This is a genomic window from Catellatospora sp. TT07R-123 (assembly GCF_018327705.1).
GTDB lineage: Bacteria > Actinomycetota > Actinomycetes > Mycobacteriales > Micromonosporaceae > Catellatospora.
The window spans coordinates 2,871,991-2,896,357 of the sequence record NZ_BNEM01000001.1 but is presented as its reverse complement, the minus strand read 5'-3'; the positions used below and the strand labels follow the sequence as shown (position 1 = coordinate 2,896,357).

The 24,367-nt window shown below is 72.1% G+C and carries 20 protein-coding genes; 10 read left to right on the top strand and 10 right to left on the bottom strand.

All coding sequences use genetic code 11. The features are described 5' to 3' along the window. Position 1: 1 nt before the first annotated feature. The gene (locus tag Cs7R123_RS12310; protein ID WP_212826182.1) at positions 2 to 913 is read right to left on the bottom strand and encodes a GNAT family N-acetyltransferase; all 912 of its coding nucleotides are present in this window, start codon (positions 911 to 913) and stop codon (positions 2 to 4) included. A gap of 87 nt (positions 914 to 1,000) precedes the next feature. Between Cs7R123_RS12310 and Cs7R123_RS12305 the strand changes: the two genes are divergently transcribed. The 3 genes from Cs7R123_RS12305 to Cs7R123_RS12295 are packed head-to-tail and all read left to right on the top strand — an operon-like array spanning position 1,001 to position 3,092. After that, on the top strand, positions 1,001 to 1,693 hold the full coding sequence (locus Cs7R123_RS12305; protein WP_212826180.1) for a haloacid dehalogenase-like hydrolase: 693 nt from the start codon (positions 1,001 to 1,003) through the stop codon (positions 1,691 to 1,693). A 52-nt stretch (positions 1,694 to 1,745) separates the two neighbouring features. Beyond that, positions 1,746 to 2,252, top strand: coding sequence for a DinB family protein (locus Cs7R123_RS12300; RefSeq protein ID WP_212826178.1), 507 nt, complete (start codon positions 1,746 to 1,748; stop codon positions 2,250 to 2,252). A 51-nt stretch (positions 2,253 to 2,303) separates the two neighbouring features. Then, complete coding sequence (locus Cs7R123_RS12295) at positions 2,304 to 3,092, top strand: oxidoreductase (protein WP_212826176.1); 789 nt, start codon at positions 2,304 to 2,306, stop codon at positions 3,090 to 3,092. 250 nt (positions 3,093 to 3,342) lie between these two features. On the opposite strand, the gene Cs7R123_RS12290 is transcribed toward Cs7R123_RS12295, so the two are convergent. Further along, complete coding sequence (locus tag Cs7R123_RS12290) at positions 3,343 to 4,674, bottom strand: NAD(P)/FAD-dependent oxidoreductase (protein WP_212826174.1); 1,332 nt, start codon at positions 4,672 to 4,674, stop codon at positions 3,343 to 3,345. A gap of 490 nt (positions 4,675 to 5,164) precedes the next feature. Here Cs7R123_RS12290 and Cs7R123_RS12285 point away from each other — a divergent pair, with 490 nt between their 5' ends. Next, the gene (locus tag Cs7R123_RS12285; protein WP_244871776.1) at positions 5,165 to 7,330 is read left to right on the top strand and encodes a carbohydrate-binding module family 20 domain-containing protein; all 2,166 of its coding nucleotides are present in this window, start codon (positions 5,165 to 5,167) and stop codon (positions 7,328 to 7,330) included. A 152-nt stretch (positions 7,331 to 7,482) separates the two neighbouring features. Here the strand turns inward: Cs7R123_RS12285 and Cs7R123_RS12280 are convergent, their stop codons facing one another. The 4 genes from Cs7R123_RS12280 to Cs7R123_RS12265 are packed head-to-tail and all read right to left on the bottom strand — an operon-like array spanning position 7,483 to position 11,587. Then, positions 7,483 to 8,496: a LacI family DNA-binding transcriptional regulator gene (locus tag Cs7R123_RS12280; RefSeq protein ID WP_212826172.1), complete on the bottom strand. Its 1,014-nt coding sequence runs from the start codon at positions 8,494 to 8,496 to the stop codon at positions 7,483 to 7,485. After that, entirely contained in the window at positions 8,496 to 9,365 is an 870-nt protein-coding gene (locus Cs7R123_RS12275) for a carbohydrate ABC transporter permease (RefSeq protein WP_212826170.1), read from the bottom strand. Before Cs7R123_RS12275 ends, Cs7R123_RS12280 begins: the two co-directional genes overlap by 1 nt. Further along, positions 9,362 to 10,288, bottom strand: a complete 927-nt coding sequence (locus Cs7R123_RS12270; RefSeq protein ID WP_212826168.1) for a carbohydrate ABC transporter permease — start codon at positions 10,286 to 10,288, stop codon at positions 9,362 to 9,364. Before Cs7R123_RS12270 ends, Cs7R123_RS12275 begins: the two co-directional genes overlap by 4 nt. 3 nt (positions 10,289 to 10,291) lie before the next feature. After that, positions 10,292 to 11,587 (bottom strand): ABC transporter substrate-binding protein, encoded by a 1,296-nt coding sequence (locus tag Cs7R123_RS12265; protein WP_212826166.1) that lies wholly within the window; start codon positions 11,585 to 11,587, stop codon positions 10,292 to 10,294. Positions 11,588 to 11,772: 185 nt separating this feature from the next. Between Cs7R123_RS12265 and Cs7R123_RS12260 the strand changes: the two genes are divergently transcribed. The 3 genes from Cs7R123_RS12260 to Cs7R123_RS12250 all read left to right on the top strand — a co-directional run bounded on the left by Cs7R123_RS12260 (position 11,773) and on the right by Cs7R123_RS12250 (position 16,755). Then, positions 11,773 to 13,767, top strand: coding sequence for a beta-galactosidase (locus tag Cs7R123_RS12260; protein ID WP_244871775.1), 1,995 nt, complete (start codon positions 11,773 to 11,775; stop codon positions 13,765 to 13,767). A 175-nt stretch (positions 13,768 to 13,942) separates the two neighbouring features. Then, positions 13,943 to 15,469 (top strand): alkaline phosphatase, encoded by a 1,527-nt coding sequence (locus Cs7R123_RS12255; RefSeq protein ID WP_212826164.1) that lies wholly within the window; start codon positions 13,943 to 13,945, stop codon positions 15,467 to 15,469. A gap of 14 nt (positions 15,470 to 15,483) precedes the next feature. Beyond that, entirely contained in the window at positions 15,484 to 16,755 is a 1,272-nt protein-coding gene (locus Cs7R123_RS12250) for a hypothetical protein (RefSeq protein WP_244871774.1), read from the top strand. A 106-nt stretch (positions 16,756 to 16,861) separates the two neighbouring features. Here the strand turns inward: Cs7R123_RS12250 and Cs7R123_RS12245 are convergent, their stop codons facing one another. Together Cs7R123_RS12245 and Cs7R123_RS12240 are read right to left on the bottom strand one after the other, a co-directional pair. Further along, on the bottom strand, positions 16,862 to 19,051 hold the full coding sequence (locus Cs7R123_RS12245) for an ATP-binding domain-containing protein (protein ID WP_212826162.1): 2,190 nt from the start codon (positions 19,049 to 19,051) through the stop codon (positions 16,862 to 16,864). Positions 19,052 to 19,162: 111 nt separating this feature from the next. Further along, the gene (locus tag Cs7R123_RS12240; RefSeq protein ID WP_244871773.1) at positions 19,163 to 19,858 is read right to left on the bottom strand and encodes a DedA family protein; all 696 of its coding nucleotides are present in this window, start codon (positions 19,856 to 19,858) and stop codon (positions 19,163 to 19,165) included. A gap of 273 nt (positions 19,859 to 20,131) precedes the next feature. Between Cs7R123_RS12240 and Cs7R123_RS12235 the strand changes: the two genes are divergently transcribed. Beyond that, positions 20,132 to 20,764: a carbonic anhydrase gene (locus tag Cs7R123_RS12235; protein WP_212826158.1), complete on the top strand. Its 633-nt coding sequence runs from the start codon at positions 20,132 to 20,134 to the stop codon at positions 20,762 to 20,764. Between the two features lie 122 nt (positions 20,765 to 20,886). On the opposite strand, the gene Cs7R123_RS12230 is transcribed toward Cs7R123_RS12235, so the two are convergent. Beyond that, the gene (locus Cs7R123_RS12230; RefSeq protein ID WP_212826157.1) at positions 20,887 to 21,213 is read right to left on the bottom strand and encodes a hypothetical protein; all 327 of its coding nucleotides are present in this window, start codon (positions 21,211 to 21,213) and stop codon (positions 20,887 to 20,889) included. 259 nt (positions 21,214 to 21,472) lie between these two features. Here Cs7R123_RS12230 and Cs7R123_RS12225 point away from each other — a divergent pair, with 259 nt between their 5' ends. Further along, positions 21,473 to 21,967 (top strand): DUF3145 domain-containing protein, encoded by a 495-nt coding sequence (locus tag Cs7R123_RS12225; RefSeq protein WP_212826155.1) that lies wholly within the window; start codon positions 21,473 to 21,475, stop codon positions 21,965 to 21,967. Positions 21,968 to 22,175: 208 nt separating this feature from the next. Then, entirely contained in the window at positions 22,176 to 23,750 is a 1,575-nt protein-coding gene (locus Cs7R123_RS12220; protein ID WP_212826153.1) for a glycoside hydrolase family 3 protein, read from the top strand. A gap of 86 nt (positions 23,751 to 23,836) precedes the next feature. Here Cs7R123_RS12220 and Cs7R123_RS12215 read toward each other — a convergent pair whose 3' ends face one another. Further along, positions 23,837 to 24,367 carry an XdhC family protein gene (locus Cs7R123_RS12215; protein ID WP_212826151.1) on the bottom strand — a complete coding sequence of 177 codons (531 nt, stop codon included), beginning with the start codon at positions 24,365 to 24,367 and terminating at the stop codon, positions 23,837 to 23,839.

Sequence of the window (24,367 nt, the reverse complement as noted above, 5' to 3'; positions counted from 1 at the left end):
CTCACAGGTCGTCGGAGCGGAACTGGTCCACGACCCGGTAGCCGAGCTTGTCGTACAGGTTGCGGGCGACCGTGTTGCTGCCGAAGACGTTCAGCCCGAGCTGGACGTCTCCGGCGGCCGCGGTCGCCTGCTCACCGAGCAGCATCACCGCGCGGCCGTAGCCCTTGCCGCGCTCGGCGTCGTAGACGTTGACGCCGAAGACGAACCCCATGCCCGGCATATGGCCGTGGCGCAGCCAGATGTGGGCCACCGCCCGGTCGCCGTCGCACAGCGTCCACAGGCTGTGCCCGGCCGTGCCCAGGCCCTCGGGCAGCAGCTCGGCGAACTCGCGTGCCGAACGCTCCCGGGCGGCGTCGAGGGTGGCCGACCCGGAGTCGGCGATGTCCTGGGCGTAGCCGACGATCTCGCCGTCCAGCCAGGGGCCGTACTCCGCGGCCGACATCGGGCGGCCGGTGAGGCCGTCGGCGAGCACGGCGGGCTCGGACAGGTCCTTGACCATCTGCTGCGCCCGCAGCGGGTACGGCCCCAGCAGCGCGTCCACGGCCGGGTCGCCGGTCGGGGTGACCGCGCCGAGCCGCTGCACGCCCCGGTCGGTGGCGAACCGGTACGCCTGGTCGTGCAGGGCCCGCGCCGCCGCCTCCCGGCCGGGGGCGCGCAGCTGGAAGATGAACGCCTCGGTCGGGTCGGCCGTGGGCGAGACCCCGATGGCGAGGTGGCCGACGACCCGGCCGTCCTCCTCGGCGACGTACACGGTGCCGTGCCGGGTGCGCTGCCACGCGCCGAGGCGCCGGTCGACCAGCTGCCGCCGCGCGGCCGGGTCGGAGTACCCGGCGTAGTGCGCGGCCAGGTGCTCCTGCCAGCCGTCCTGCCACGACTGCGCCTCGGCCTGCGTCGCCGCCCGTACGATCGTCATGACGGCGACCCTATGCCCGGCACCGCAGCGGCGCCAACGCGTTCCAGCGGCTTGACAGCGCCCGCGCCGGCATGATGGCTTACCCGCGTGGACTGCCTGGTGCTGTGGGACATCGACCGTACGCTCATCAACGCGGGCGGCAGTGGTAAGGCGATCTTCCTCGCGGCGTACCGGGAGGTGGTCGGAGCCGAACCGCCCGGCCTGCCCGACTTCGGCGGCCGTACCGACCACTACCTCTTCACCACCGCCCTGGCCGGGCACGGCCACCCGGTCGACGAGCGGGTGGTGGCCCTGTTCCTGGACACCCTCGCGGCGCACACCGAGGCCGCCCGCGAGCAGATCCGGGCGGACGGGGTGGCGCTCGCCGGGGCGGCCGCGGCGGTCGCCGCGCTGGCGCAGGTCCCGGGGGTGGTGCAGACCGTGGTCACCGGCAACGTCCGCGACGCCGCCCGGATCAAACTGGCCGCCTTCGACCTGCTCGGCCCGATGGACCTGGACGTCGGCGGATACGGCGGCGAGCACCCGGTCCGGTCGACGCTGGTGCGGCTGGCCCGGGAACGCGCCGAGCGCAAACACGGGGTGGCCCTGCCCGGCCACCGGGTCGTGGTCATCGGCGACACCCCGCACGACGTCGAGGGCGCCCTGCACAACGGCGTGACCGCGATCGCCGTGGCCACCGGCGGTGCCACCGCCGCCGAGCTGCGTGCTTCGGGCGCGCACACCGTGCTCGACTCGCTCGCCGACACCGCCGCGCTGCTGCGCGCGATCGGCCTCGGCTGACCACCGTGTAACCGGTTCGACAGCGACCGCCCCGACCAGCATGATCGGCCCCATGACGCGAACCGATCTGCCGTCCAGCTGGGACGAGCGCACCACGCTGACCACGTTCCTCGACTACGCCCGCGCCACCGTACGGGCAAAGTGCGAGGGCATCACCGAGGAGGCGGCCCGCACCGCGCCGCTGCCCGGCTCGCCGCTGATGACGGTCGCCGGGCTGGTCAGCCACGTCCACTGGGTGGAGTACTCCTGGTTCCAGGTGATCTTCCTGGGCGAGGAGGACGCCGGGCCGTGGACCGAGGAGGAACCCGACCGCGAGTTCACCATCGCCCTCGACCTCCCCATCGCCCAGCTGCTCGACGAGTACGACGCCCAGTCCGAGCGCTACCGCGCCCTCGTCGCCGCCACCGATCTCGACGCGCTGTCGCAGCGCAGCATGCGCCGCAACGGCGCCCCGGTGACGCTGCGCTGGATCCTGTTCCACCTGGTCGAGGAGATCGCCCGCCACAACGGCCACCTCGACGTCGTCCGTGAGCTCGTCGACGGCACCACCGGCGTCTGACCTGCGCGTTTCCCCGGCCCGCCCGCCGCCGCGCGCGTAGCGTCAATCGCCATGGAGCAGGAGCTGGCGGGCAGGGTCGCGGTCGTCACCGGGGCGAGCAAGGGCATCGGGCTGGCGGTGGTCCGCGCGCTGACGGCGCAGGGGGCGCGGGTGGCCGCCGGGGCGCGTACCGTCTCGGCCGAACTGGCCGAGCTGACCGCCGGCGGGGCGGTGACCGCGCTGGCGGTGGACCTGGGCACGCCGGACGGGCCGGGGGAGCTGGTCGAGGCGGCGGTGTCGGCGTACGGCGGGCTGGACGTGCTGGTCAACAACGTCGGCGCGGTGTTCCCGCGGCTGGGCGGGTTCACCAGCGTCACCGACGAGGACTGGCTGGCCGGCTTCAACATCAACCTGATGTCCGCGGTACGGGCGACCCGGGCCGCCGTGCCGCACCTGCTCGCGCGCGGCGGCGGCGCGATCGTGACGGTCAGCTCGATCAACGCGTTCTACCCCGACCCGGCGATCATCGACTACACCTCGTCGAAGGCGGCCCTGACCAACTTCTCCAAGGCCCTGTCCAAGGAGCTCGGGCCCAAGAACATCCGGGTCAACACGGTCAGCCCCGGGCCGGTCGCCACCCCGCTGTGGCTCGACTCCGGCGGCGTCGCCGACCAGTTCGCCAAAGCCTCCGGCGCCACCGCCGAACAGGTCAAGCAGCAGGTCGCGGCCGCCGCCGCCACCGGCCGCTTCACCACCCCGGAAGAGGTCGCCGACGTGGTCGCCTTCCTCTCCGGCCCCCGCGCCGCCAACCTCACCGGCACCGACCTCACCATCGACGGCGGCTACACCCCCACCCTCTGACACCCACCCACCCACCCACCGCCGCCCCGCCCCGCCGCCCGCCCTTCCCGTCGATCATGAACTTATGGCACGGCTGGACGGCGTGTCAGCGGCACAGCTTCCTGATCGACTGCGGCGAGGTGGTCGTCGCACACCGTCGTCGCAGCAGTTGTTGACCAGGAAGCTGTGCCGCTGACACGCCGCCGAACCGTGCCATAAGTTCATGATCAACGGGGAGGGCGGGGTGGGTGGGGGTGGGGCGAGGTGGGGGTTAGGGGGTGGGGCCGGGGCGGAGGACTCGGGTGAGGACGGCGGGGGCGAAGAGGCGGGGCGGGGCGGACATCAGGTTGGCGACGCTGAGGAAGGCGTGGCCGACGTGGGCGTGGCGGGCGGCGGCGACGTGGATCTTGCCGACGTACGCGTTGAGGAAGTTGCCCTTCGCCGTGCGCTTGCCGACCACCGCGTCGTAGCGCAGGTCGGCGCCGACGGCGATGTCCCAGGGGACGTCGATGACCTTCGCGGCGGCCTTGAAGAAGCGCCGCTGGAGGTCCTCGCGGCCCTCGGCGAGGCAGTCGCGCAGCACCGCGGCCTCGGCGGCGGCCACGGTCATGCCCTGGCCGTACGCCGGGTTGAAGCTGCACACCGCGTCGGCCACGGCGAGGAAGCCCAGCGGCAGCCGCTTCATGTGCTCGTAGCGGCGGCGCACGCTGACGGGCAGGCGCATCCGGTGCGGCGGGCCGAGCGGCTCGGCCACGCTGAGCAGCTCGTACAGCTCCTGGCCGGGGAACTGCTTGGCGAACTCGTGGTAGGTGTCCGGGTCGCCCGACGGCGCCTCGGCGCCGCCCGCCGCGATGAAGGTGACCATCCAGCGGTCGCCCTCGGCCGCGATCGCGACGCCGCCGTACGGCTGCTGCGGCGACGGGCTGCACAGGAACGCGGCGAAGTCGCCCTGCCCCGGCACCCGCTTGTAGTTGCGCGACATGTAGACGGTCTTCGGGTCGACCAGGTCCTCGACCGGCTTGTCGTAGCCGAGCTCGGCCAGCCAGGTCGGGCCGCGGTTGCCGCGCCCGGTGGCATCGACGACCAGGTCCGCCTCGTGGTGCTGCTCCTCGCCGCCGCCGACCGGCAGCACCCGCACCCCGGTGATCCGGGCGCGGTCGTCGGTGGCGAGCAGGCCCAGCGCCTCGTGCCGCGGTCGCAGCTCGACGTTGGGCAGCGCCAGGACCCGGGTGCGCACGTACGACTCCAGCGCGGGGCGGCTCACGGCCAGCCCCTCCAGGCCGGTCGCCTCGCGCACCATGCGGTGCCCGTCGTTGAACCACACCACGTCGCCCTGGATGTCCAGCGGCACCGCGCCCGCGGCGGCGAGGTCGGCCGCGAAACCGGGGAACAGCTCCTCCAGCACCTGGCGGCCGCGCGCGAGCAGGCCGTGCGAGTGCTCGCCCTGCGGCACGCCGCGCCGGTCGGTGTTGGTGGTGGGCAGCTCGTCGCGGTCGAAGACGGTGACCTTCGCGTACGACTCGCTGAGCGCTCGGGCGGCCAGTAGGCCGCCGATGCTGGCGCCGAGCACGATCGCGCGCCCGGACTTCTCCTTGGCAGACAAGGCAATTCTCCGTATCGATGAGGGGTGTGTACTCACGGTAGGGAGCGGTGGCGCAATCATGAAAACGAATATCGCGTCCGGAAAGCGACACTGTGTGCGCGCTCACCGGCACTCTCCGCCACGAAATCCGTTGCGCGAGCCCGGTTGGGCGACATCAGTGCGGCAGTTTCGGGGAAACTGCGCGAATCGGCGCCGGGATTCCGACACTTTCCCCGAAAGCGCGGGCACGGCTCCGGCCGTACCCGCTAAAGAATCTTTGAAAGATTTTGCAGTTTCTAGGAGGGAGCTGGGGGCGGGGATCTGGGGTGATGGGCGGCGCCGGGCCGCCCGGGGCTGATCGGTTGTAAGTGAGGCCGGTATATGTCCTGATAGAAGCGATCTGTCGGGCGAGGACGAGCTCTTCACTGCTCGGGTAACGCGGGGCTAACATCCATGAAACTTGCGCAAGAGTTTCCAGCCCCGTCCCCTCCCTGACCCCAGGAGGAAACTCGTGACCACCCGCACCCGTCCCCTCGCCGCAGCGGCGCTGTCGCTGCTGCTCGCGGCCGCGCTGGCCGTGATCGCCGGCTGGCAGCCGGCACCCCGCCTCACCCCGGCCAAGGCCGACGCCAACCCCGGCTCCCACGACGTCATCGTGCACCTGTTCCAGTGGCCGTGGAACTCGGTCGCCAGCGAGTGCACCAACGTGCTGGGCCCCAAGGGCTTCGGCGCGGTGCAGGTCAGCCCGCCGCAGGAGCACGTCGTGCTCAGCGGCTCCGGCTACCCGTGGTGGCAGGACTACCAGCCGGTCAGCTACCAGCTGATCAGCCGCCGCGGCGACCGCGCCGCGTTCGCCAACATGGTCAGCACCTGCCACGCGGCGGGCGTGAAGATCTACGTCGACGCCGTCATCAACCACATGGCGGGCGGCGCCTCCACCGGCACCGGCTCGGCCGGGTCGACGTACTCGCACTACAACTACCCGAACCTGTACTCCAGCGCCGACTTCCACCACTGCGGCCGCAACGGCAGCGACGACATCGTCAACTGGGGAGACCGCTGGGAGGTGTTCAACTGCGAGCTGGTCGACCTGTCCGACCTGGCCACCGAGACCTCGTACGTGCGCGGCAAGCTCACCGCGTACCTCAACGACCTGATCTCGGTCGGCGTGGACGGGTTCCGGGTCGACGCGGCCAAGCACATCCCCGTCGCCGACCTCCAGGCGATCTACGGCGGCCTCACCGGCAACCCGTACATCTACCAGGAGGTCATCGAGGACACCGCGTTCCCGCCCACCGAGTACGCCGGGCTCGGCGACGTCACCGAGTTCCGCTACGGTGACGTGGTCGGCAACGCGTTCCGCGACGCGAACCTGTCCAACCTGAACAACCTCGCCTCGCAGATGGCCCTGGGCAGCGGCGACGCGGTCAACTTCGTGGACAACCACGACACCCAGCGCAACGGGCGGGCGCGGCTGACGTACAAGGACGGGCAGACCCACGCGCTGGCCGCCGCGTTCAGCCTGGCCTACCCGTACGGCACCCCGGCGCTGATGAGCAGCTTCACCTTCAGCAACAACGAGGCCGGTCCGCCGTCGACCAACGGCACCACCAACCAGGTGGTCTGCGGCTCCGGCTGGGAGTGCGAGCACCGCAAGACCACGGTGGCCAACCTGGTCGGATTCCACAACGCCGTCACCGGTACGGCCGTGACCAACTGGACCTCCCCGGCCGCCAACCGGATCGCGTTCGGCCGCGGCGCCACCGGCTTCGCCGCGTTCAACCGCGACAGCGCCACCTGGAGCACCACCTTCAGCACCGGCCTGCCCGCGGGCACCTACTGCAACATCGCCGTCGCGAACTTCTCCGGCGGCACCTGCTCCGGGGCGACCGTGACGGTCAGCTCCTCCGGCCAGGCGACGGTCAGCGTGGCAGGCAACACCGCGCTGGCGATCCACACCGGTGCGATGGTCACCGGCTCGCCGTCGCCGACCACCTCGGCCGGCCCCAGCCCCACCTCGACCGCGTGCAGCAGCGTCGCCGTCACGTTCGAGTCGAACACCACCACGACCACCGGGCAGAACGTGTACGTCGCGGGCAGCATCGCGGCCCTGGGCTCGTGGAACACCGCCAGTGCGGTGGCCATGTCCAGCGCGTCCTACCCCGTGTGGCGGGCGACGGTGAACCTCCCGGCGGGCACGTCCTTCGAGTACAAGTACATCAAGAAGGACGGGTCCGGGAACGTGACCTGGGAGAGCATCGGCAACCGGAGCCACACCGTGCCGACGGGGGTGTGCGCGGTGACCTACAGCGAGACGTGGAACACGGTCGGCGGGACCAGTCCGTCGCCGTCGGCCTCGCCGACCGGGTCGACCTGCTCGGCCGTCACCGGGGCGTTCGCGGTCAACGCGACGACGGTGTGGGGGCAGAACGTGTACGTGGTCGGGTCGATCGCGGCGCTGGGCTCGTGGAGCACGGGGAGCGCGGTGGCGCTGTCGAGTGCGTCGTACCCGGTGTGGACCGGGTCGGTGTCGCTGCCGGCGGGGACCTCGTTCACGTACAAGTACATCAAGAAGGACGGGTCGGGGAACGTGACCTGGGAGAGTGACCCGAACCGGTCGGCGACCACCCCGACCACGGCCCCGTGCACGGTGAGCCTGTCGGACACCTGGCGCTGACGCTCCCGTTTTAGATAGACGTTGGCCTATCACATCGACTGAGACGAGATCGAAGTCGATGAGATAGGCCAACGTTTATTAAGAACGGGGTGGGGAGGCGTGGCCAGGAGCGGCGGGTGGCCAGGGGTGGTGGGTGTGGGAGTTGCGGCGGGTCAGGCCGACTCGCGGGGGACCAGTTCCGTCGGCAGGACCACCGGTTCGACCTGTTCCGCCCCGTCGATCAGCTCCAGCAGCATGCGTACCGTCTCCGTCGCCACCTGCTCCAGCGGCTGGCGCACCGTGGTCAGCCGCGGGTGCGTGGACCCGGCCACGGCCGAGTCGTCGAACCCGCCCACCGCCACGTCCTCGGGCACCCGCAGCCCCCGCGCGCGCAGTGCGGCCAGCGCCCCGGCCGCCATCAGGTCGGACCCGACGAACACCGCGTCCAGGCCGGGCACCCGGTCCAGCAGCTCGTTCATGGCGGCCTCGCCGCCGTTCCGGGTGTAGTCGCCGTGCGCGATCAGCTTCTTGGCCGCCTTGCGGCCCAGGACGTCGCAGAATCCTTCGAGCCGGTTCAGGCCGCCGGGGGTGTCCAGCGGCCCGGTGATCGTGGCGATCTTCTTCCGGCCCTGGTCGACCAGGTAGCGGGTCATCTGCCGGGCGCCCTCGCGGTCGTCGGCGGCCGCGTACGGCAGCCCCTCGCGCCCGAGCACCGCCCCGCACGCCACCGCGGGCAGCGCCAGGCTCTCCAGCTCCTCCAGCAGCGGGTCGCCCGCGTGGGCCGACAGCAGCAGCACCCCGTCGGCGTGGCCGCCGCGCAGGTAGCGCACCACCCGCTCGCGGTCGCCGTCGTCCCCGGCGACCATCATGACCAGCGCGACGTCGCGCTGGGCCAGCCGCCGGGTGGCCACCCGGAGCAGGACGCTGAAGTTCGGGTCCTCGAACAGCTTCTCCTGCGGCTCGGACAGCACCATGACGACCGTGCCGGTGCGCTGGGTGACGAGGCTGCGGGCGTTGCGGTTGACGACGTATCCGGTCTCGGCGACGGCGCGTTTCACCGCGGCCAGGGCGGCGGTGCTGACGTAGGGGTCGCCGTTGAGGGCGCGGGACACCGTGCCCCGGGAGACTCCCGAGGCACGGGCCACGTCGTGGATCGTCGGCCGCCGCCTGCTGTTGGTCACAGGCATCAGCTTTTCACAGACCCGCCGGAGAGGTCAGTGCGCCAGTACCGCTGCATGGTGAGGAACAGCGCGATCAGCGGAATGATCGACAGCAGCGCGCCGGTGATGACGAGGTTGTACAGGGCGGGCTGGTTGGCACCGGTCACCAGCAGGGTGTAGAGCCCCACGGTGAGCGGGAACCGGTGGTCGTCGGCGAGCATGATGAACGGCAGCAGGAAGTTGTTCCAGATCGCGACGAACTGGAACAGGAAGATCGTCACCATGCCCGGCCCCATCAGGGGCACTGCGACCACCCGCAGCAGCCGGCTCTCGCTCGCCCCGTCGATGCGCCCGGCTTCGAGCAGGGCGTCGGGGATGGCGGCGGCGGCGTAGATACGGGCCAGATAGATGCTGTACGGGTGCAGGATGCTGGGCAGCAGCACCGCCCAGTACGTGTCGGCCAGGCCCGCCTTGGCCAGCAGCAGGTACTGCGGGACGGCGAGGACGACGGACGGCACCAGGATGCCGCCGATGAGTATGTTGAAGATCAGGTTCTGGCCGAAGAAGCGGAACTTGGCCAGGGCGTATCCGGCCAGGACGGAGACGGCGGTCGACAGCACCGCGCCGACTCCGGCGTAGAGGGCCGTGTTGGCCATCCACTGCCAGAAGATGCCGTCGCGGTAGGCGGACAGGTCGGACAGGTTCTCCAGCAGCCCGGTGCCGGGGGCGAACGCGGTGGTGGAGAACAGCTCGCCCCGGGTCTTGCTGGCGGCCACGAGCACCCAGGCCACCGGGAGCAGGCAGTACAGCGCCCCGAGCAGCAGGACGGCGGTGGGCATGATGCCGAGCGGGCGGCGGACCCGGCCCGCCCCGCCGGCGGAAGTGGTGATGCTCATCGTTCCTCCCCGAACGCGCGGCGGCGGACCAGCCGCAGGAAGCCCAGCGAGGGCACGAGCGCGATCAGCGCGATGACCAGTGATGTCGCCGAGGCGGAGTAGAGGTCGCCGGTGACGAAGGCGTCGCCGTACACGTTCATCAGCGGGCTCCAGGTCGAGCTGACCGAGTTGGAGAGGGAGCGCAGGGTGGTCGGCTCGGTGAACACCTGCATCGTCGCGATGATCGAGAACACGGTGGTGAGCACCAGGGCCGGTGCCAGCATGGGGATCTTGATGCGCAGCGCGATGGCCAGCTCGCCCGCGCCGTCGATGCGGGCGGCCTCGTAGTAGTCGCGGGGCACCGCCCGCAGCTGGGTGTAGAGGACCAGCATGTTGAAGCCGGTGCCGCCCCAGACCGCCACGTTGACCATGGAGAAGACGACGGTGGACGGGCTGAGCAGGTCGACGCCGTCGACGCCGACGGCGTGCAGGGCGGCGTGGATCGGGCTCAGGCTGGGCAGGTAGAGGAAGCCCCAGAGCAGGGTGGCGACGACGCCGGGGACGGCGAACGGCAGGAAGATGGCGATACGGGAGAAGCGGGGCAGCCGTGCCCTCGCGGAGTCCAGCAGCAGCGCGAACAGCAGCGCCAGGCCGAGCATGAGCGTGAGCACCATCGCGGCGTAGCCGAGCACCCGCTCCCAGCCGGCCCAGAACTCGCCGTCGGCCAGCGCCGCCCGGTAGTTGTCCAGCCCGACGAAGATCTCGGTGCGCGACCGCTTCCCCAGGCCGAGGCCGGAGAACTTGACCCGGCGCAGGCTCAGGTACGCGGTGTAGCCGATCGGCGCGGCCACGAACAGGGCGAACAGCGCCACCGCCGGGGCCAGGTAGAGGTAGGGGGTGGCGCCCGCGCGCGATGCGCGGGCGCCCTTGCGTTGCGTGGTCATCGGTCAGGGCACCAGCGTGAAGCCGGACTTCTTCATGTCGGCCAGGGTGGCCTCCTGCACCGCGGTCAGCGCGGCCCCGAACGAGGACTTCTGCTGCACCGCCTTGTCGAAGGCGTCCTTGTACGCGCTGTAGGCGACGTTGACGTTCGGGCCGAAGGTGAAGCCGCGCGCCGAGGACGAGATCGCGGTGGCCTGGGCCCAGAAGTCGGGCTGGTTGGCGAAGTAGTCCGGCGCGGTGGTGAGCAGCGCCTGGCCGCCCTTGGCCGCCGGGTAGATCGCGGCCTCCTTGATCAGCAGGTCGAGCGCCTTGGCGTCGGTGTTGAGCCAGGTGGCGAACTGCGCGGCGGCGGCGCGGTGCTTGGAGCCCGCGGCGACCGCGATGGAGGAACCGCCCCAGAAGCCGCTGTACGACTCCCCGGCGCTCCACTGCGGCAGCGGCGCGATGGCCCACTTGCCCTTGCCGTCGGGGGCGTTGCTGCTCAGCACGCCCGGCGCCCACACGGCCGAGGCCCAGGACAGCAGCTTGCCGCCGTTGAGCGCGGCGTTCCACTCCGGGGTCCACGCGGCCTGGGTGTCCACGACGCCCTCGGCGGCCAGGCCGCCCCAGAAGTCGGCCACCTTGCGGGTCGGGCCCTCGTCGATGCCGACCTTCCACGCGTCGCCGTTGATCGACCACCACTGGCCGCCGGCCTGCTGGGCCAGGCCCGCGAACCAGCCCGGGTCCTTGCTGGAGAAGCCGCCCAGGTAGACGCTCTTGTCCTTGGCGTGCACGGTGCGGGCCGCGGCGGCGTACTCGTCCCAGGTCTTCGGGACGGCGATGCCGTACTTGGTGAACAGGTCGGTGCGGTAGTAGAGCATCATCGGGCCGCTGTCCTGCGGCAGGCCGTACACGCCGTCGGTGCCCAGCGTGACCAGGCCCCAGATGCCGTCGCTGAACTGCGCCTTGGCGGCGGAGACCTCGGTCTTGATGTCGGCGACGGCCTCGGCGGCCACGAACGACGGCAGCATCTGGTATTCGGCCTGGATCAGGTCGGGCGCGTTGCCCGCCTTGGCCGCGGTGAGGAACTTGGCGGCCGCCTCGTCACCGCCGGCCTGCTTGCTGACGGTGACGTGGATGTCGGGGTGCGCGGCGTTCCAGACCGCCGCGATCTTGTCCATGTTCGGTGCCCAGGTCCAATAGGTCAGGTCGACCGGCCCGGTCTCCTGCGGCGCCGCCTCGTCCGGGCTGCTGGAGCAGCCGGCCGCCAGGGCCCCGACCAGCAGGGCGGTGAGCACCGTCCTGAGCCGTTTCGTGCGCATGGGTCCTCCGTTGAAATGGCGAGTTTCTGTGAACGTTCACAGTGCGCAACAGTGTGGATTGGCCGTTACACACCCGTCAAGGTACGTTCGCAAACTCGTTACATGGCCAGGTTTCCCGGTGTGTCGGGCTTCCGTGTGCCGGGCGCTTCCGCTACTGTGCACGTTCACAGAACTAAGGGGGATCGGTGGTCGACAGCATCAGCACCCGGCTCGGGGGCCTGGCCTACGGCGGGGACTACAACCCCGAGCAGTGGCCCCGCCAGGTGCACGAGGAGGACGTGGCGCTGATGCGCGCGGCCGGGGTCAACCTGGTCAGCCTCGGCGTCTTCGCCTGGGCGCGGCTGGAACCCGCCCCGGGGCGGTACGAGTTCGGCTGGCTCGACGAGGTGGTCGACCGGCTGCACGCCAACGGGATCGCCGTCGACCTGGCCACGCCGACCGCCGCCCCGCCGCCGTGGTTCTCCCGGGCCCATCCGCACACGCTGCCGGTGAACCGCGAGGGTGTGCGCGTCGGCGTCGGCGGCCGCCAGCACGCCTGCCCCAGCGCCCCGGAGTACCGCGCCGCCACCGCCGGGATCGCCCGCGCGCTGGCCGAGCACTACCGCGACCATCCGGCCGTCGTCCTGTGGCACGTGCACAACGAGTACGGCGCCCCGCTGGGCGAGTGCTACTGCGAGGCCAGCGTCACGGCGTTCCGGGGCTGGCTGCGTACCACCTATCAGGACCTGGACGCCCTCAACGACGCCTGGGGCACCGACTTCTGGGGCCAGCGCTACGGCGACTGGGACGAGATCGACGCCCCGCGCGCCAACCACACCGCGGTCAACCCGGCCCAGCGGCTGGACTTCGCCCGGTTCACCTCCGCCGAGCACCTGGCCTGCTTCACGCTCCAACGCGACATCCTGCGCAAGGTCACCCCAGCCGTCCCGGTGACCACCAACTTCATGACCACCAACTGCAAGTCGATGGACCTGTGGCGGTGGGCGCCCGAGGTGGACGTGGTCGCCAACGACCAGTACCTGACCGCCGAGCGCCCCGACAACCACATCGAGCTGGCGATGTCGGCCGACCTCAGCCGCTCGCTGGGCGGCGGGGCGCCGTGGCTGCTCATGGAGCACTCGACCGGCGCGGTCAACTGGCAGCCGCGCAACCTCGCCAAGCTGCCCGGCCAGCTGCGCCGCAACAGCCTGGCGCACGTGGCGCGCGGCTCGGACGCGGTGCTGTTCTTCCAGTGGCGGGCCTCCCGCTACGGCGCGGAGAAGTTCCACTCGGCGATGCTGCCGCACGCGGGCACCGACTCGCAGGTCTGGCGCGACGTGGTGGAACTGGGCGCCCAGCTGCGACGGCTGGCGCCGGTGCGCGGCGCCCGGGTCGCGGCCGAGGTGGCGGTGGTCTGGGACTGGGAGTCGTTCTGGGCCCTGGAACTGGACTGGCGGCCCAGCGTGGAGCTGCGCTTCCGCGAGCGGCTCGACGCCTACTACGCGGCGCTGTGGCGCGAGCACGCGACCGTCGACTTCGTGCACCCGGGGGCGGACCTGTCGGCGTACCGGCTGGTGGTGGCGCCGAGCGCGTACCTGCTGGGGGAGGGGGCGGCCAAGAACCTGCGGGGGTACGTGGAGTCGGGCGGGCACCTGCTGGTGTCGTACTTCTCCGGGATCGTCGACGAGCACGACACGGTGCATCCGGGGGCGTACCCGGGGGCGCTGCGGGAGGTGCTGGGCCTGTCGATCGAGGAGTTCCACCCGCTGCGCGAGGGCGAGGCGGTCGAGCTGTCCGACGGCTCGCGCGGTGCGGTGTGGTCGGAGCGGGTGCGCCCGGCCGGTGCGGTGCCCGTGGTCGAGTTCGCCGCCGGGCCCGACGCGGGGCACCCGGCCGTCACCCGCCACGACCTGGGCCGAGGCGCGGCCTGGTACGTAGCGACCGCCGTCGACCGGCTGCGCCCGCTGCTGGTCGACGCGCTGGACGCCGCCGGGGTGCACCGCCCCCGCCACCTGCCCGACGACCTGGAGTACGTCCGCCGCGGCGACGTCGTGTTCCTGATCAACCACGGCGAGCAGGATCTGGCGGTCCTCGACGTCGGCGGCGTGGACCTGCTGGACGGCAGCATGTGGACGGGCGGGGTGACGGTCCCCGCCGGTTCGGTCCGGGCGGTCAGGCGGACGGAGCCGACCGTCCACTGAAGACCCGCAGGTCACGCCGCTGCTGGTGGTGAAGGGCGTTTTCGCTTTCGCAATGCGAGGCGGAGACGCCCTTCACGCGTGTAGGACTTCTGTGGCCGATCTGGAGCGTTCGTAGCCATTCTGAGTTCACGAAACATCAAGATTATGTTCATATGTATCAATGAATCTACGGCCCATGAACCCCCTTGGTCGTCGCACATTCGTCCTGGGCGGACTCGCCGCAGTCGGATCCGCGCTCACCGCCGGCAGCCTCGCGTACGCTGCCGCGCCCTTTCCCTTCAAACTCGGCATCGCCTCCGGCGAGCCTGACGCGAGCAGCGTGGTCCTGTGGACCCGCCTGGCCCCGTCCCCGCTCAACGCCGACGGCCAGGGCGGCATGGCCAACGCCGACGTCGCCGTCGACTGGCAGGTCTCCACCACCTCGACCTTCGCCACGCTGGTCGCCTCGGGCACGGTCAACGCGCGCTACGCCGACGCGCACTCGGTGCACGTGGTCGCGGGCGGGCTCAACCCGGACAGCGACTACTACTACCGCTTCCGCGCCCAGGGCCACATCTCGCCGGTCGGGCGCACCCGCACCGCCCCCGCGGTCGGCACCTTCGGCCGCGACCTGGTGATGGCCTTCGCCTCCTGCGCCCACTACGAGTCGGGCTACTACACCGCCTACCGGCGGATGGCCGAGGACAACCCCGACCTGATCCTGCACCTCGGCGACTACATCTACGAGGACGCCGCCACCGCCGGCTCGGTCCGCGAGCACGTGGGCAGCGAGATCGTGTCGCTGGCCGACTACCGCCGCCGGTACGCCCTGTACAAGTCCGACCCGGATCTCCAGGCCGCGCACGCCGTCGCGCCGTGGCTGGTCGTGCCGGACGACCACGAGGTCGAGAACAACTACGCCAACATGGTCCGCAACGACAGCAGCCCGGCGCTGACCACCGCGCAGTGGACCCAGCGGCGCACCGACGCCTACCGGGCGTACTACGAGAACATGCCGCTGCGGCCCGCCCAGGCGCCGGTCGGCAACAGCATCCCCCTCTACCGCCGGGTCCGCTGGGGCAACCTGGCCACGTTCCACATGCTCGACACCCGCCAGTTCCGCAACGACCAGGCCTGCGGCGACGGCTGGAAGGTCTGCGCCGACGCCGACCTGGCCAGCCGCAGCCTGCCCGGCACCGCCCAGGAGGCGTGGCTGCTCGACGGCCTGGCCCAGCACTACGGCACCTGGGACATCCTGGGCCAGCAGGTCTTCTTCGCCCGCCGGTTCGACACGGCGGGCGCGTCCAGCATGGACGCCTGGGACGGCTACCGCGCCTCGCGCGCCCGCATCCAGCAGGGCTGGCTCGACCGGCAGGTGCGCAACCCGCTCGTGCTCACCGGCGACGTGCACGCCGCCTGGGCCAACAACCTCAAGGCCGACTACGCCAACGCCGGCTCGGCGACCATCGGCACCGAGCTGGTCTGCACCTCGATCACCTCGGGCGGCAACGGCACCGCCACGACCGCCATCCCGGACGTGGCGACCAACCCGCACCTGAAGTTCTACTCCGACCGGCGCGGCTACGTGCTCACCACGATCAGCCAGAGCCAGGTCCGGGCCGACTTCCGCTCGGTGGCCACCGTCACCGAGCACGGCGCGCCCGTGAGCACGCTGCGCTCGTACGTCATCGCCGACGGCCAGCCCGGCCTGCAGCAGATCTAGGAGAACCCGTACCCATGACCCGCTTCGCACCCCTGGCCGGTGTCTCGCTGACCGCCGTCGCGCTCAGCCTGGCCGTGGCCGTCCCGGCCCACGCCGCACCCGCCACGGTCACCTGGTCGACCGCCAACAGCGTCGCCACCGGCGACCAGGACGGCGCCGCCGTCGCCACCAACCGCAACGGCTACGTCGCCGTGGTGTGGGAGGACGACCGCGACACCACCGCCCCGGCCGACAACGCGCACTCGGAGATCTTCCTGCGCCTGTTCAAGGACGGCACCGCCGTCTACGAGAAGCAGCTGTCCACCGGCGGCACCGCCGGGACCAGCTGGAAGCACATCACCCCGGACGTCGCCCTCGACGACAAGGGCAATGCCGTGGTGGTCTGGGCCGACGACCCGGACGGCAACGGCGCCTTCAACATCCCGTACCAGGTGGTCGGGCCGACCGGGACCGTCCTGGGTTCCGGGCGCGCCAACGCGAGCACCGCAGGCAACCAGATCGTCCCGAAGGTGGCGGTCGACCCGGACGGCAGCCCGAGCAGCACCACCGCGGTCGCGTTCACCGTGGTGTGGGAGGACATCGCCGACGGCGCGACCGTGTCCACGGTCAAGGCCGCCGGGTTCACCAACGTCACCACCAAGGCGTACGAGGTGACCGCCAGCCAGACCACCGGCACCCACCACCGCCCCGACGTCGCCGTCTCCGCCTCCGGTGACGCGCTCGTCGTCTGGGACGAGGACGCCGACGCCAACGCGTACTACAACATCGGCCTGGTCCGCCTGGCCCGCGCCAACGGCGCCGTGAACCTGACCCGGCGCGCCGCCAACTTCAACGGCGGCAACCAGCAGTGGCACGCCTCGATCGCGGCGGACTTCACCGGCGACTTCACCGTCGCCTGGGAGTCCGACCACACCGGCACCGCCGGGGTGTGGGCGCGCTCGTTCAAGGCCGACGGCACCGCCCGGCACAACGACGTCGAGGTGTCCAGCGAGGCGGGGGCCGTCTCGCCGAGCGTCGGTATCGACGACCAGGCCAACACGGTGGTCGCCTGGACCACCCCGGCCAACGGCCTGGACGTGTGGGCGCGCGGCTACAACCCCGACGGCACCACCGCGGGCCGCCTGGCGGCGCAGTCGTACACCGACACGACCACCGGGCGCCAGGAGCAGGGCGTCGTGGCCGTCTCCGCCTGGGGCGAGATCGCGCTGTGCTTCACCGACGACAACGACGGCAACCTGTTCGACCAGATCCGCATGGGCCTGGGCGGCCTCAACTCCGACTGGTGACCCGTCGCTGATCGACACTGCCGGCCGCTGACCCGTTTTAATCGACGCTGGCCTATCCAGAGGACGATTTTCCAAGATCCGTCTTCTGGATAGGCCAGCGTCGATGCTAGGCGGAGTGCCCCGCGCGCGCCGGCGGGCGCCAGGGCCGGCTGGCCACGGTGACCAGGCGCTGGGTGGCGCGGGACAGGGCGACGTACAGCGTGCGGCGCCCCGCGTCGGTGCCGCCCGTGATCGCGGCGGGCTCGACGAGCACGACGGCGTCGTACTCCATCCCCTTCGCCTCCAGCGCGGTGACCACCCGCAGCCGGTCCTGCTCGTGCTCGGCCAGCCACCCGCGGACCTCGGCGCGCACCCGCGCGTCGGCGGTGATCACGCCGACGGTGCCCTCGACCTCGCCGAGCTGCCCGGCCACCGCCTCCCGCACCGCCCGCTCCAGCGCCGACGGCTCGACCACGCGGTGCACCGGGGCCACGCCGGTGCTGCGCACCGCCCTGGGCAGCGGCAGGTCCGGCGAGACCTGGCGGATCACCTCGGCGGCGACCTCGAAGATCTCGGTGGAGTTGCGGTAGTTGGTGGTCAGCCGGTGCGGGTGCCGCTTGCGGCCGCCCAGCGCCTCGTCGCGGGCGCGGCCCGGCTCGCGCGGGTCGCCGGTCCAGGCCGTCTGGGCCGGGTCGCCGACGATGGTCCAGCTCGCCGCGTGCCCCCGGCGGCCGATCATGCGCCACTGCATCGGGGTCACGTCCTGCGCCTCGTCGACCACCACGTGCGCGTAGTCGCGGTAGTCGCGCGCGCGGGGGTCGGCGGCCAGGCTGGCGCGGGCGCGCTCGTACGCCGTGGCGACCTCGCGCACCCCGCCCACCGTGTACGCCTCGCGCCGCCGCCGCTTGGGCACCGGCTGCGTGCCGACCAGTTCGAGCAGCTCGTCCAGCAGCGGCACGTCGTCGATGCTGGGCCCCTGCTCGCGCAGCGGCGCCAGGGCGCGGGTCAGCAGCCGCTGCTCCTCGCCGGACAGCGTGCCGTCGGCGTAGCGGCGCAGCCGCTTCGGGTCGGCCAGCCAGCCCAGCACCTGCACCGGCGACACGATCGGCCACCACGCCTTGAGGAAGGTGCGGAAGCCCTCGTGCTCGGTCAGCTCCTCGTCGAACTTCGACTGATCCAGCCGGGCCAGCTTCGACCTGGCCTGCGCCCAGAGCTGGTCCAGCACCGCGCCGAACGCCTTGGCCCGGATCTCGTTGCGCCGGTTGCCCCGGCCCACCCGGCGCCGGATGTCCTCGGTCTGCTGGCGGGTCAGCACCAGCCACTCGCCCCGGTAGCGGACGCGCAGGCCGTCCGGGTCGCTCGGCGGGGCGTCCTCGGCCGCGCGGCGCAGCACCCGGCGCATGCGCAGCGAGCCCTTCACCGCCCGCACCGCGGACGTCTCCTCGCGGGTGGCGTTCACGCCCACCACGAGCTGGCCGGTCGACTTCAGCGTGGCCGAGTCCTCGCCCAGGGCGGGCAGCACGGTCTCGATGTACTCCACGAACACCGGCGACGGCCCCACGATCAGCACGCCGCCCCCGGCGAACCGGGCCCGGTCGGCGTAGAGCAGGTACGCCGCGCGGTGCAGCGCCACCGCGGTCTTGCCGGTGCCCGGACCGCCCTCGACCAGGGTCACCCCGGACGCGGGGGAGCGGATCGCCAGGTCCTGCTCGTGCTGGATGGTGGCGACGATGTCGCGCATGCCGGTGCCCTTGGCCCGGCTCAGCGCCGCCAGCAGGGCGCCGTCGCCGATGATCGTCATGTGCTCCGGCGCGTTGGCCGGGTCGAGCAGGTCGTCCTCGATCCCGGTGACCTTCTCGCCGAACGACGAGATCATGCGGCGGCGGATCACCCCGAGCGGCTGCGCGGCGGTGGCCCGGTAGAACGCGGCGGCCGCCGGGGCGCGCCAGTCGATCAGCAGCGGCTCGGCGTGCTCGGTACGCACGCCCAGGCGGCCGATGTAGCGGGGCCGCTTCTCCCAGCCCGCCGCCTCCGGGTCGGTCTCCGCGTCGAACCCCTCCAGCTGGTTCGGGTGCAGGTCGAGGCGGCCGAAGACCAGGCCCTCGTGCTCGGCGTCGAAGGTGTGGCGGCGGCGCGCGGCGTGGAAGACCATCGCGTCGCGCTCGACCAGGGCGCCGTAGTTGCCGACGCGCGCGAGCTGGTAGCCGTCAGCCTCGGCCTGCGCCGCCTCGGCGCGCAGCCCGGCGAGCCGGGCGTACACCCGGTCCACGTGCTGCTGCTCGATGGCGATCTCTTCATGCAGGGTGTTGTCAGACATGGGTCTCCCGGGCCGCGGGCAAAGGTGCCCCGATAGGGTACGGGCTCCACCCGCACCGAAGATCGATCACCGGGGCGATGCGGCCGACAGAGCCACCCGATAGGCTGGAAGTCAGCCGACCCGCTCCTTGGCCGGCTTCTTCGCCCGCGGGGTGCTCTCGGCGGCCGCGACGTCCGGCTCGACCGCCTCGGCGCCCGCCTCCACGGCGCCGTGTGCGCGGCGCTTGAGGTACCAGGTGGTGCCCAGGCCGAAGACGAGGGCCAGGATCAGGGCCGCCCAGGAGAAGCGCTTGAGCCAGTGCTCGGCCACCGCGCCCAGCGCGTAGATCGCGAACGTGGTGCCGAACGCCCAGACGATGCCGCCGGCCGCGTTGGCGACCAGGAACCGACGGTACGGCACCCGCAGCGCCCCGGCCATCGGCCCCGCCAGGATGCGCAGCAGCGCGACGAACCGGCCGAAGAACACCGCCCAGGTGCCCCAGCGGCCGAACATGGTCTCCGCGCGGGCGATCTGCGCCGGGCCCAGGTGCTTGGGGAACCGGCGGCCCAGCCGGTCCAGCAGCGGGCGGCCGCCGCGCATGCCCACGGCATACCCGATCGAGTCGCCCGCGATGGCGCCGATCGCCGCACCGATCGCCACGCCCCACGGCGAGGCGTAGTCGGTGGTCGCCGCCAGCAGCGCCGCGCTGACCAGCACGATCTCGCCCGGCAGCGGGATGCCCATGCTCTCGGTGCCGATGACCAGGGCCACGATGAGATAGATCACGAGCGGGGGCAGGGTCTCCAGCCAGGCGGTGACGGAATCCACTGGGCACCCTCCCTCGACAGCCCGCGCCCGGCGCCCGATGGGCGGCGCGGCAGCGGTCGCGCCGGGTCGGCGCCGCCAAAAGATACCCGACCGGGGCATGCCGCGGCACCGGCCAGACAGCGCTCAGGGCCGATTTCCGGGTTCTCCCGGAGTCGGATTTCCGGCGGCGGCCGGGGTTGCGCGCGGCCCGCTCCTGGTTCAAACCGGTGAGAATCGTCGCACTACCCTCGCGTAACCTTCCCGCGCCCACCCGGCACCGGCGAGAGTAAGGGCATGACGCTGTCCGAGACTGCGCCGACGAAGCCGGTCACACCGCTCCAGCCCCGCCCGGGGCCGGCCGAGGCGCTGGCAGACCTGCTGGCGGGCAACCGCCGATTCGCGGCGGGACGACCCCGCTACGGCCACCACATCGCCGAGGCGGCCGCCCGTTCCAGCACCCAGGAGCCGTACGCGGTGGTCCTCGGGTGCATCGACTCCCGGGTGCCGCTGGAGGCGGTCTTCGACCAGAACTTCGGCTCCATCTGCGTGGTGCGCGCGGGCGGGCACGTGCTGGACCGGTCGGTGGTCGGTTCCGTCGAGTTCGCCGTCACCGAGCTGCACGCGCCGCTGGTCGTCGTGCTCGGGCACGAGCGGTGCGGCGCCGTGGCCGCGACCGTCGAGGCGCTGCGCACCGGGGTCCGTCCCGACGGTTCCCTCGGCTACCTGGTGGAGGAGATCAGCCCCGCCGTCGCCGAGGTCGGTGTGGACGATCCGGAGGCGGTGGACAAGGCGCTGCGCCGCCACGTCCAGCGGACCGTGGAGCAGCTGCGGGCCGCCAGCCACCTGGCCGCTCCCATCGCGGCAGACAAGATCCAGGTCGTCGGCGCCGTGTACGACCTGGACACCGGCGTGGTCACCCTGCTCTGACCCGCCGCCCTCGACTGCCCTGCCACGGGCATGAAGAAGCCCCGGCCACCATCAGGTGGCCGGGGCTTTCACGTTCCTGAGATTCAGCCGACGGCCTCAGCCGCGGGCGGTCTCGGGAGAGTTCACTCGCCGAAGACGCCGGCCGCGACCAGGCGCTGCTCGGTGGCGTCCCAGCCGTGACCCGGGTGGGCGGTGTTCAGCGCGGCGAGCTCAACCCGGATCTTGGTGGCGTGACCGGCCCCGGCCAGCACCCGGATCTCCTCGACGAAGGCGTCCGACGACGTGCTCAGGTGCACGGTCTTGCCGTTGGTGAGGTTGCGAACGTAGGCGTGCTTGCCGTTGTTCAGCGGGATGATGTACTTGAACTCACCGAGCACGCTCAGCGCGCCACCCTTGGCCTCACCGGCCCGGACTGAGGCGCGCGCGGTCTTGGAGGTGTTGCTCGCCACGACGTACTCCTTGAAAGTCTAGTTGACCCGCCAACTCTACACGACAGCCGTGGTGACCTCGCCAGGCGGCGGGCCGTCCGGTGACGGACGTAGGTGCGCCGCAGTCGGGGCGGGACCCCGGTAGCCCGCACGGACAATTCATCCGGCGAGTTTCGCGATTCGCTGGCGCCACATCCGCCCCAGCCGTCATCATGGTGGAGATCGTCCGCGACACCAGGCCGTAGGGGAAGACGAGCCTGACCAGTCTCGGGAGGTCAACGTGCCCACGCGTGGCGTCGTACACGTCCACTCGAGCCCGCTCGCCGTGTGTCCTCACGTCGAGTGGGCGATTTCGCGCGCCCTGAAAAGCGGCGCGGCGAACCTGCACTGGACCGTGCAGCCCGTCGAGCCCAGCGCCCGGCGGGCCGAGTGCGGTTGGTCCGGCCGTCCCGGCAGCGGGGCGGAGATCGCGCACGAGCTGCGCCAGTGGCCGATGCTCCGGTTCGAGATCACCGAGGAGCCCAGCCCCGGCGTCGACGGCGAGCGCTTCATGCACGTGCCCGGCCGCGGCCTGTTCCGCGCGGCGATGGGCGCGGCCGGCGACATCCAGCTCGGCGAGGACCGGCTGCGCAGCATCATCGCCTCGGCGCGCAGCCCGGAGGCCCTGGCGCACGCCCTCGACCACGCGATGGGCACCGCCTGGGACGCGGAGCTGGAGCCGTACCGCTACGCCGCCGAGGGAGCCCCGGTAACCCTGTTGACCAGGGCGGGTTAGCCGAAAGTAGCCAGGTCAGGATCGTCCGTAAGGATGATGCGGATCGCGTGTAACGGTTGACCCCGCACCACCCGGCTGGTGGGATGTCGGCGTGACCTCGTCGACGCGGAAACTCAGAGGATTCGTTGCCGCTGTCTGTGCGCTGAGCGCCGTGGCGGTCGCGGCCGGCGGGTGCGGGACCGCCCCGAACGACAGGGGTGCGCTGCCCATGCAGGATCCGGCGGACCTGTCGGCCAAGGTCGCGGCCATCGTCAAGCACATGTCCGACGAGGACCTGGCCGGCCAGGTGCTGATGCCGTACGCGTACGGCCGCTCCGCCACCGACGTCGCCCCCGGCACCGCCACCGGCAACCGGGCCCTGGCCGGGGTCGACACCCCCGCGCAGATGGTGCAGAAGTTCCGCCTCGGCGGGATCATCCTCATCGGTTTCGGCGGCGCCGACCCGACCTCGGCCAACCAGCCGGTCAACAACGTGGAGAACCCGGCCCAGGTCCGGGCGCTGACCACCGGCCTGCAGAACGCCGCCGCCGGGCTGACCGCCGACGTGCCGCTGCTCATCGGCACCGACCAGGAGTTCGGCGTGGTCACCCGGCTCACCACCGGGGTCACCATGCTGCCCAGCGCGATGGCGTTCGGCGCCGCGGGCAACCCGGGGCTGACCGAGACCGCCTGGCGCGCCGCCGGGGCGGAGCTGGCCGCCGTCGGCGTCAACGTCGACTTCGCGCCTGTCGCCGACGTGCTCGGCCCGGCGGGCAGCGCCGTGATCGGCTCCCGGTCGTTCGGCTCCGACCCGCGCGCCGCTGGCGAGCAGGTCGCCGCCGCCGTGCGCGGCCTGCGCGCCGGGGGCGTGGCCGCCACCCTCAAGCACTTCCCCGGACACGGCCACACCACCGCCGACAGCCACACCGACCTGCCCGTGCTCAAGCAGACCCGGCAGCTGCTCGACAGCGACGACCTGACCTCGTTCAAGGCGGGCATCCGCGCGGGCGCGCCGCTGATCATGGCGGGCCACCTGGACGTGCAGTCGATCGACCCGGGCGTGGCGGCTACGTTCTCGCACAAGGTGCTCACCGACCTGCTGCGCGGCGAGCTCAAGTACGACGGCGTCGTGGTCACCGACGGCATGAACATGGCCCCGGCGATGAAGTTCTCGCCCGGCGACGCCGCCGTCAAGGCGCTGCTCGCGGGCAACGACCTGATCCTCATGACGCCGAACGTGGCCGCCGCGCACAAGGGCATCGTCGACGCGATCCGCGCGGGCGTGCTGCCCCGCGCCCGGATCGTGGAGGCGGTCAGCCGGATCCTCAAGCTCAAGCTCGGCCTGGACCGCGAGGCCCCGGCGCTGTCGAGCGTCGGCACGCACGGCCAGCAGGTGGCCCCGGCCGCGGCCGCCGCGATCACCCTGCTGCGCGGCGCCTGCGGGCAGCCGCTGGTCACCGGCCCGGTCCGGGTCACCGCGGCGAAGGGCCGGGACAAGGCCAAGGCGCGGCTGACGGCGGCGCTCAAGGCGGCCGGGGTCACCGTGGTGGAGACCGGCGGCAGCGTGGTGCACCTGGTCGGCTACGGCGACGCCAAGGCCGATCTGAACACCGAGGCGGCGGTCACCGTCGCCATGGACACGCCGTACCTGCTGGGGCAGTCGAACGCGAAGGCGCTGGTGGCGACGTACTCCTCCAGCGACCTGTCCATGGACGCCCTGGCACAGGTCCTGGCCGGCAAGGCCAAACCCACCGGCCGCGCCCCCGTCGAGGTCGCCGGCCTGCCCCGCACCACCTGCGCCTGACCGCGCGGTTCGTTCGCAAGTTGCCGGGCAATCGGGCTTATCCGGTGTGGTGACATGCCCGACTGCCCGGCAACTTGGACGATCTTTTAGAAGCTGAAGCCGCCGGGGCGGCGGTTGCGGTCGGCGATGAGGCCGGCCAGGGTGGCCACGGCGATCTCGGCGGGGGTACGGCTGCCGATGTTCAGCCCGATCGGGCGGTGCACCCGGGCCAGGCCCGCCTCGTCGACGCCCAGCTCGCGCAGTGCCGCCACGTGCGGGGCGGTGTGCCGGGGGCTGCCCATGACGCCGATCCAGCGGGCCGGGGTCTGCAGGGCGGCGTACAGCAGCGCGCCCAGCTCCGGGCGGTCGTGATCGGTCACCACCACGTCGGCGTCGTGGTCGGCGAAGGACGGGTCCACGCTGCTGGCCAGCCGCGCCGGGCCGCCGTGCGCGCCGTCGGCGACCAGGCCCAGGTCCGGCTCGACCAGCACGGTGCGGTAGCCGAGGTCCCGCGCGAAGTGCAGCAGGTGCGCCGCGACCGGCGAATCGAAGACCGCGACGAGGGTACGGGTGCCCGCCGGTTCGGGCGCGTCGCCGTGCGCCGCCGCGCAGGCCGGATCGGTGTGCCGATGTCCCAC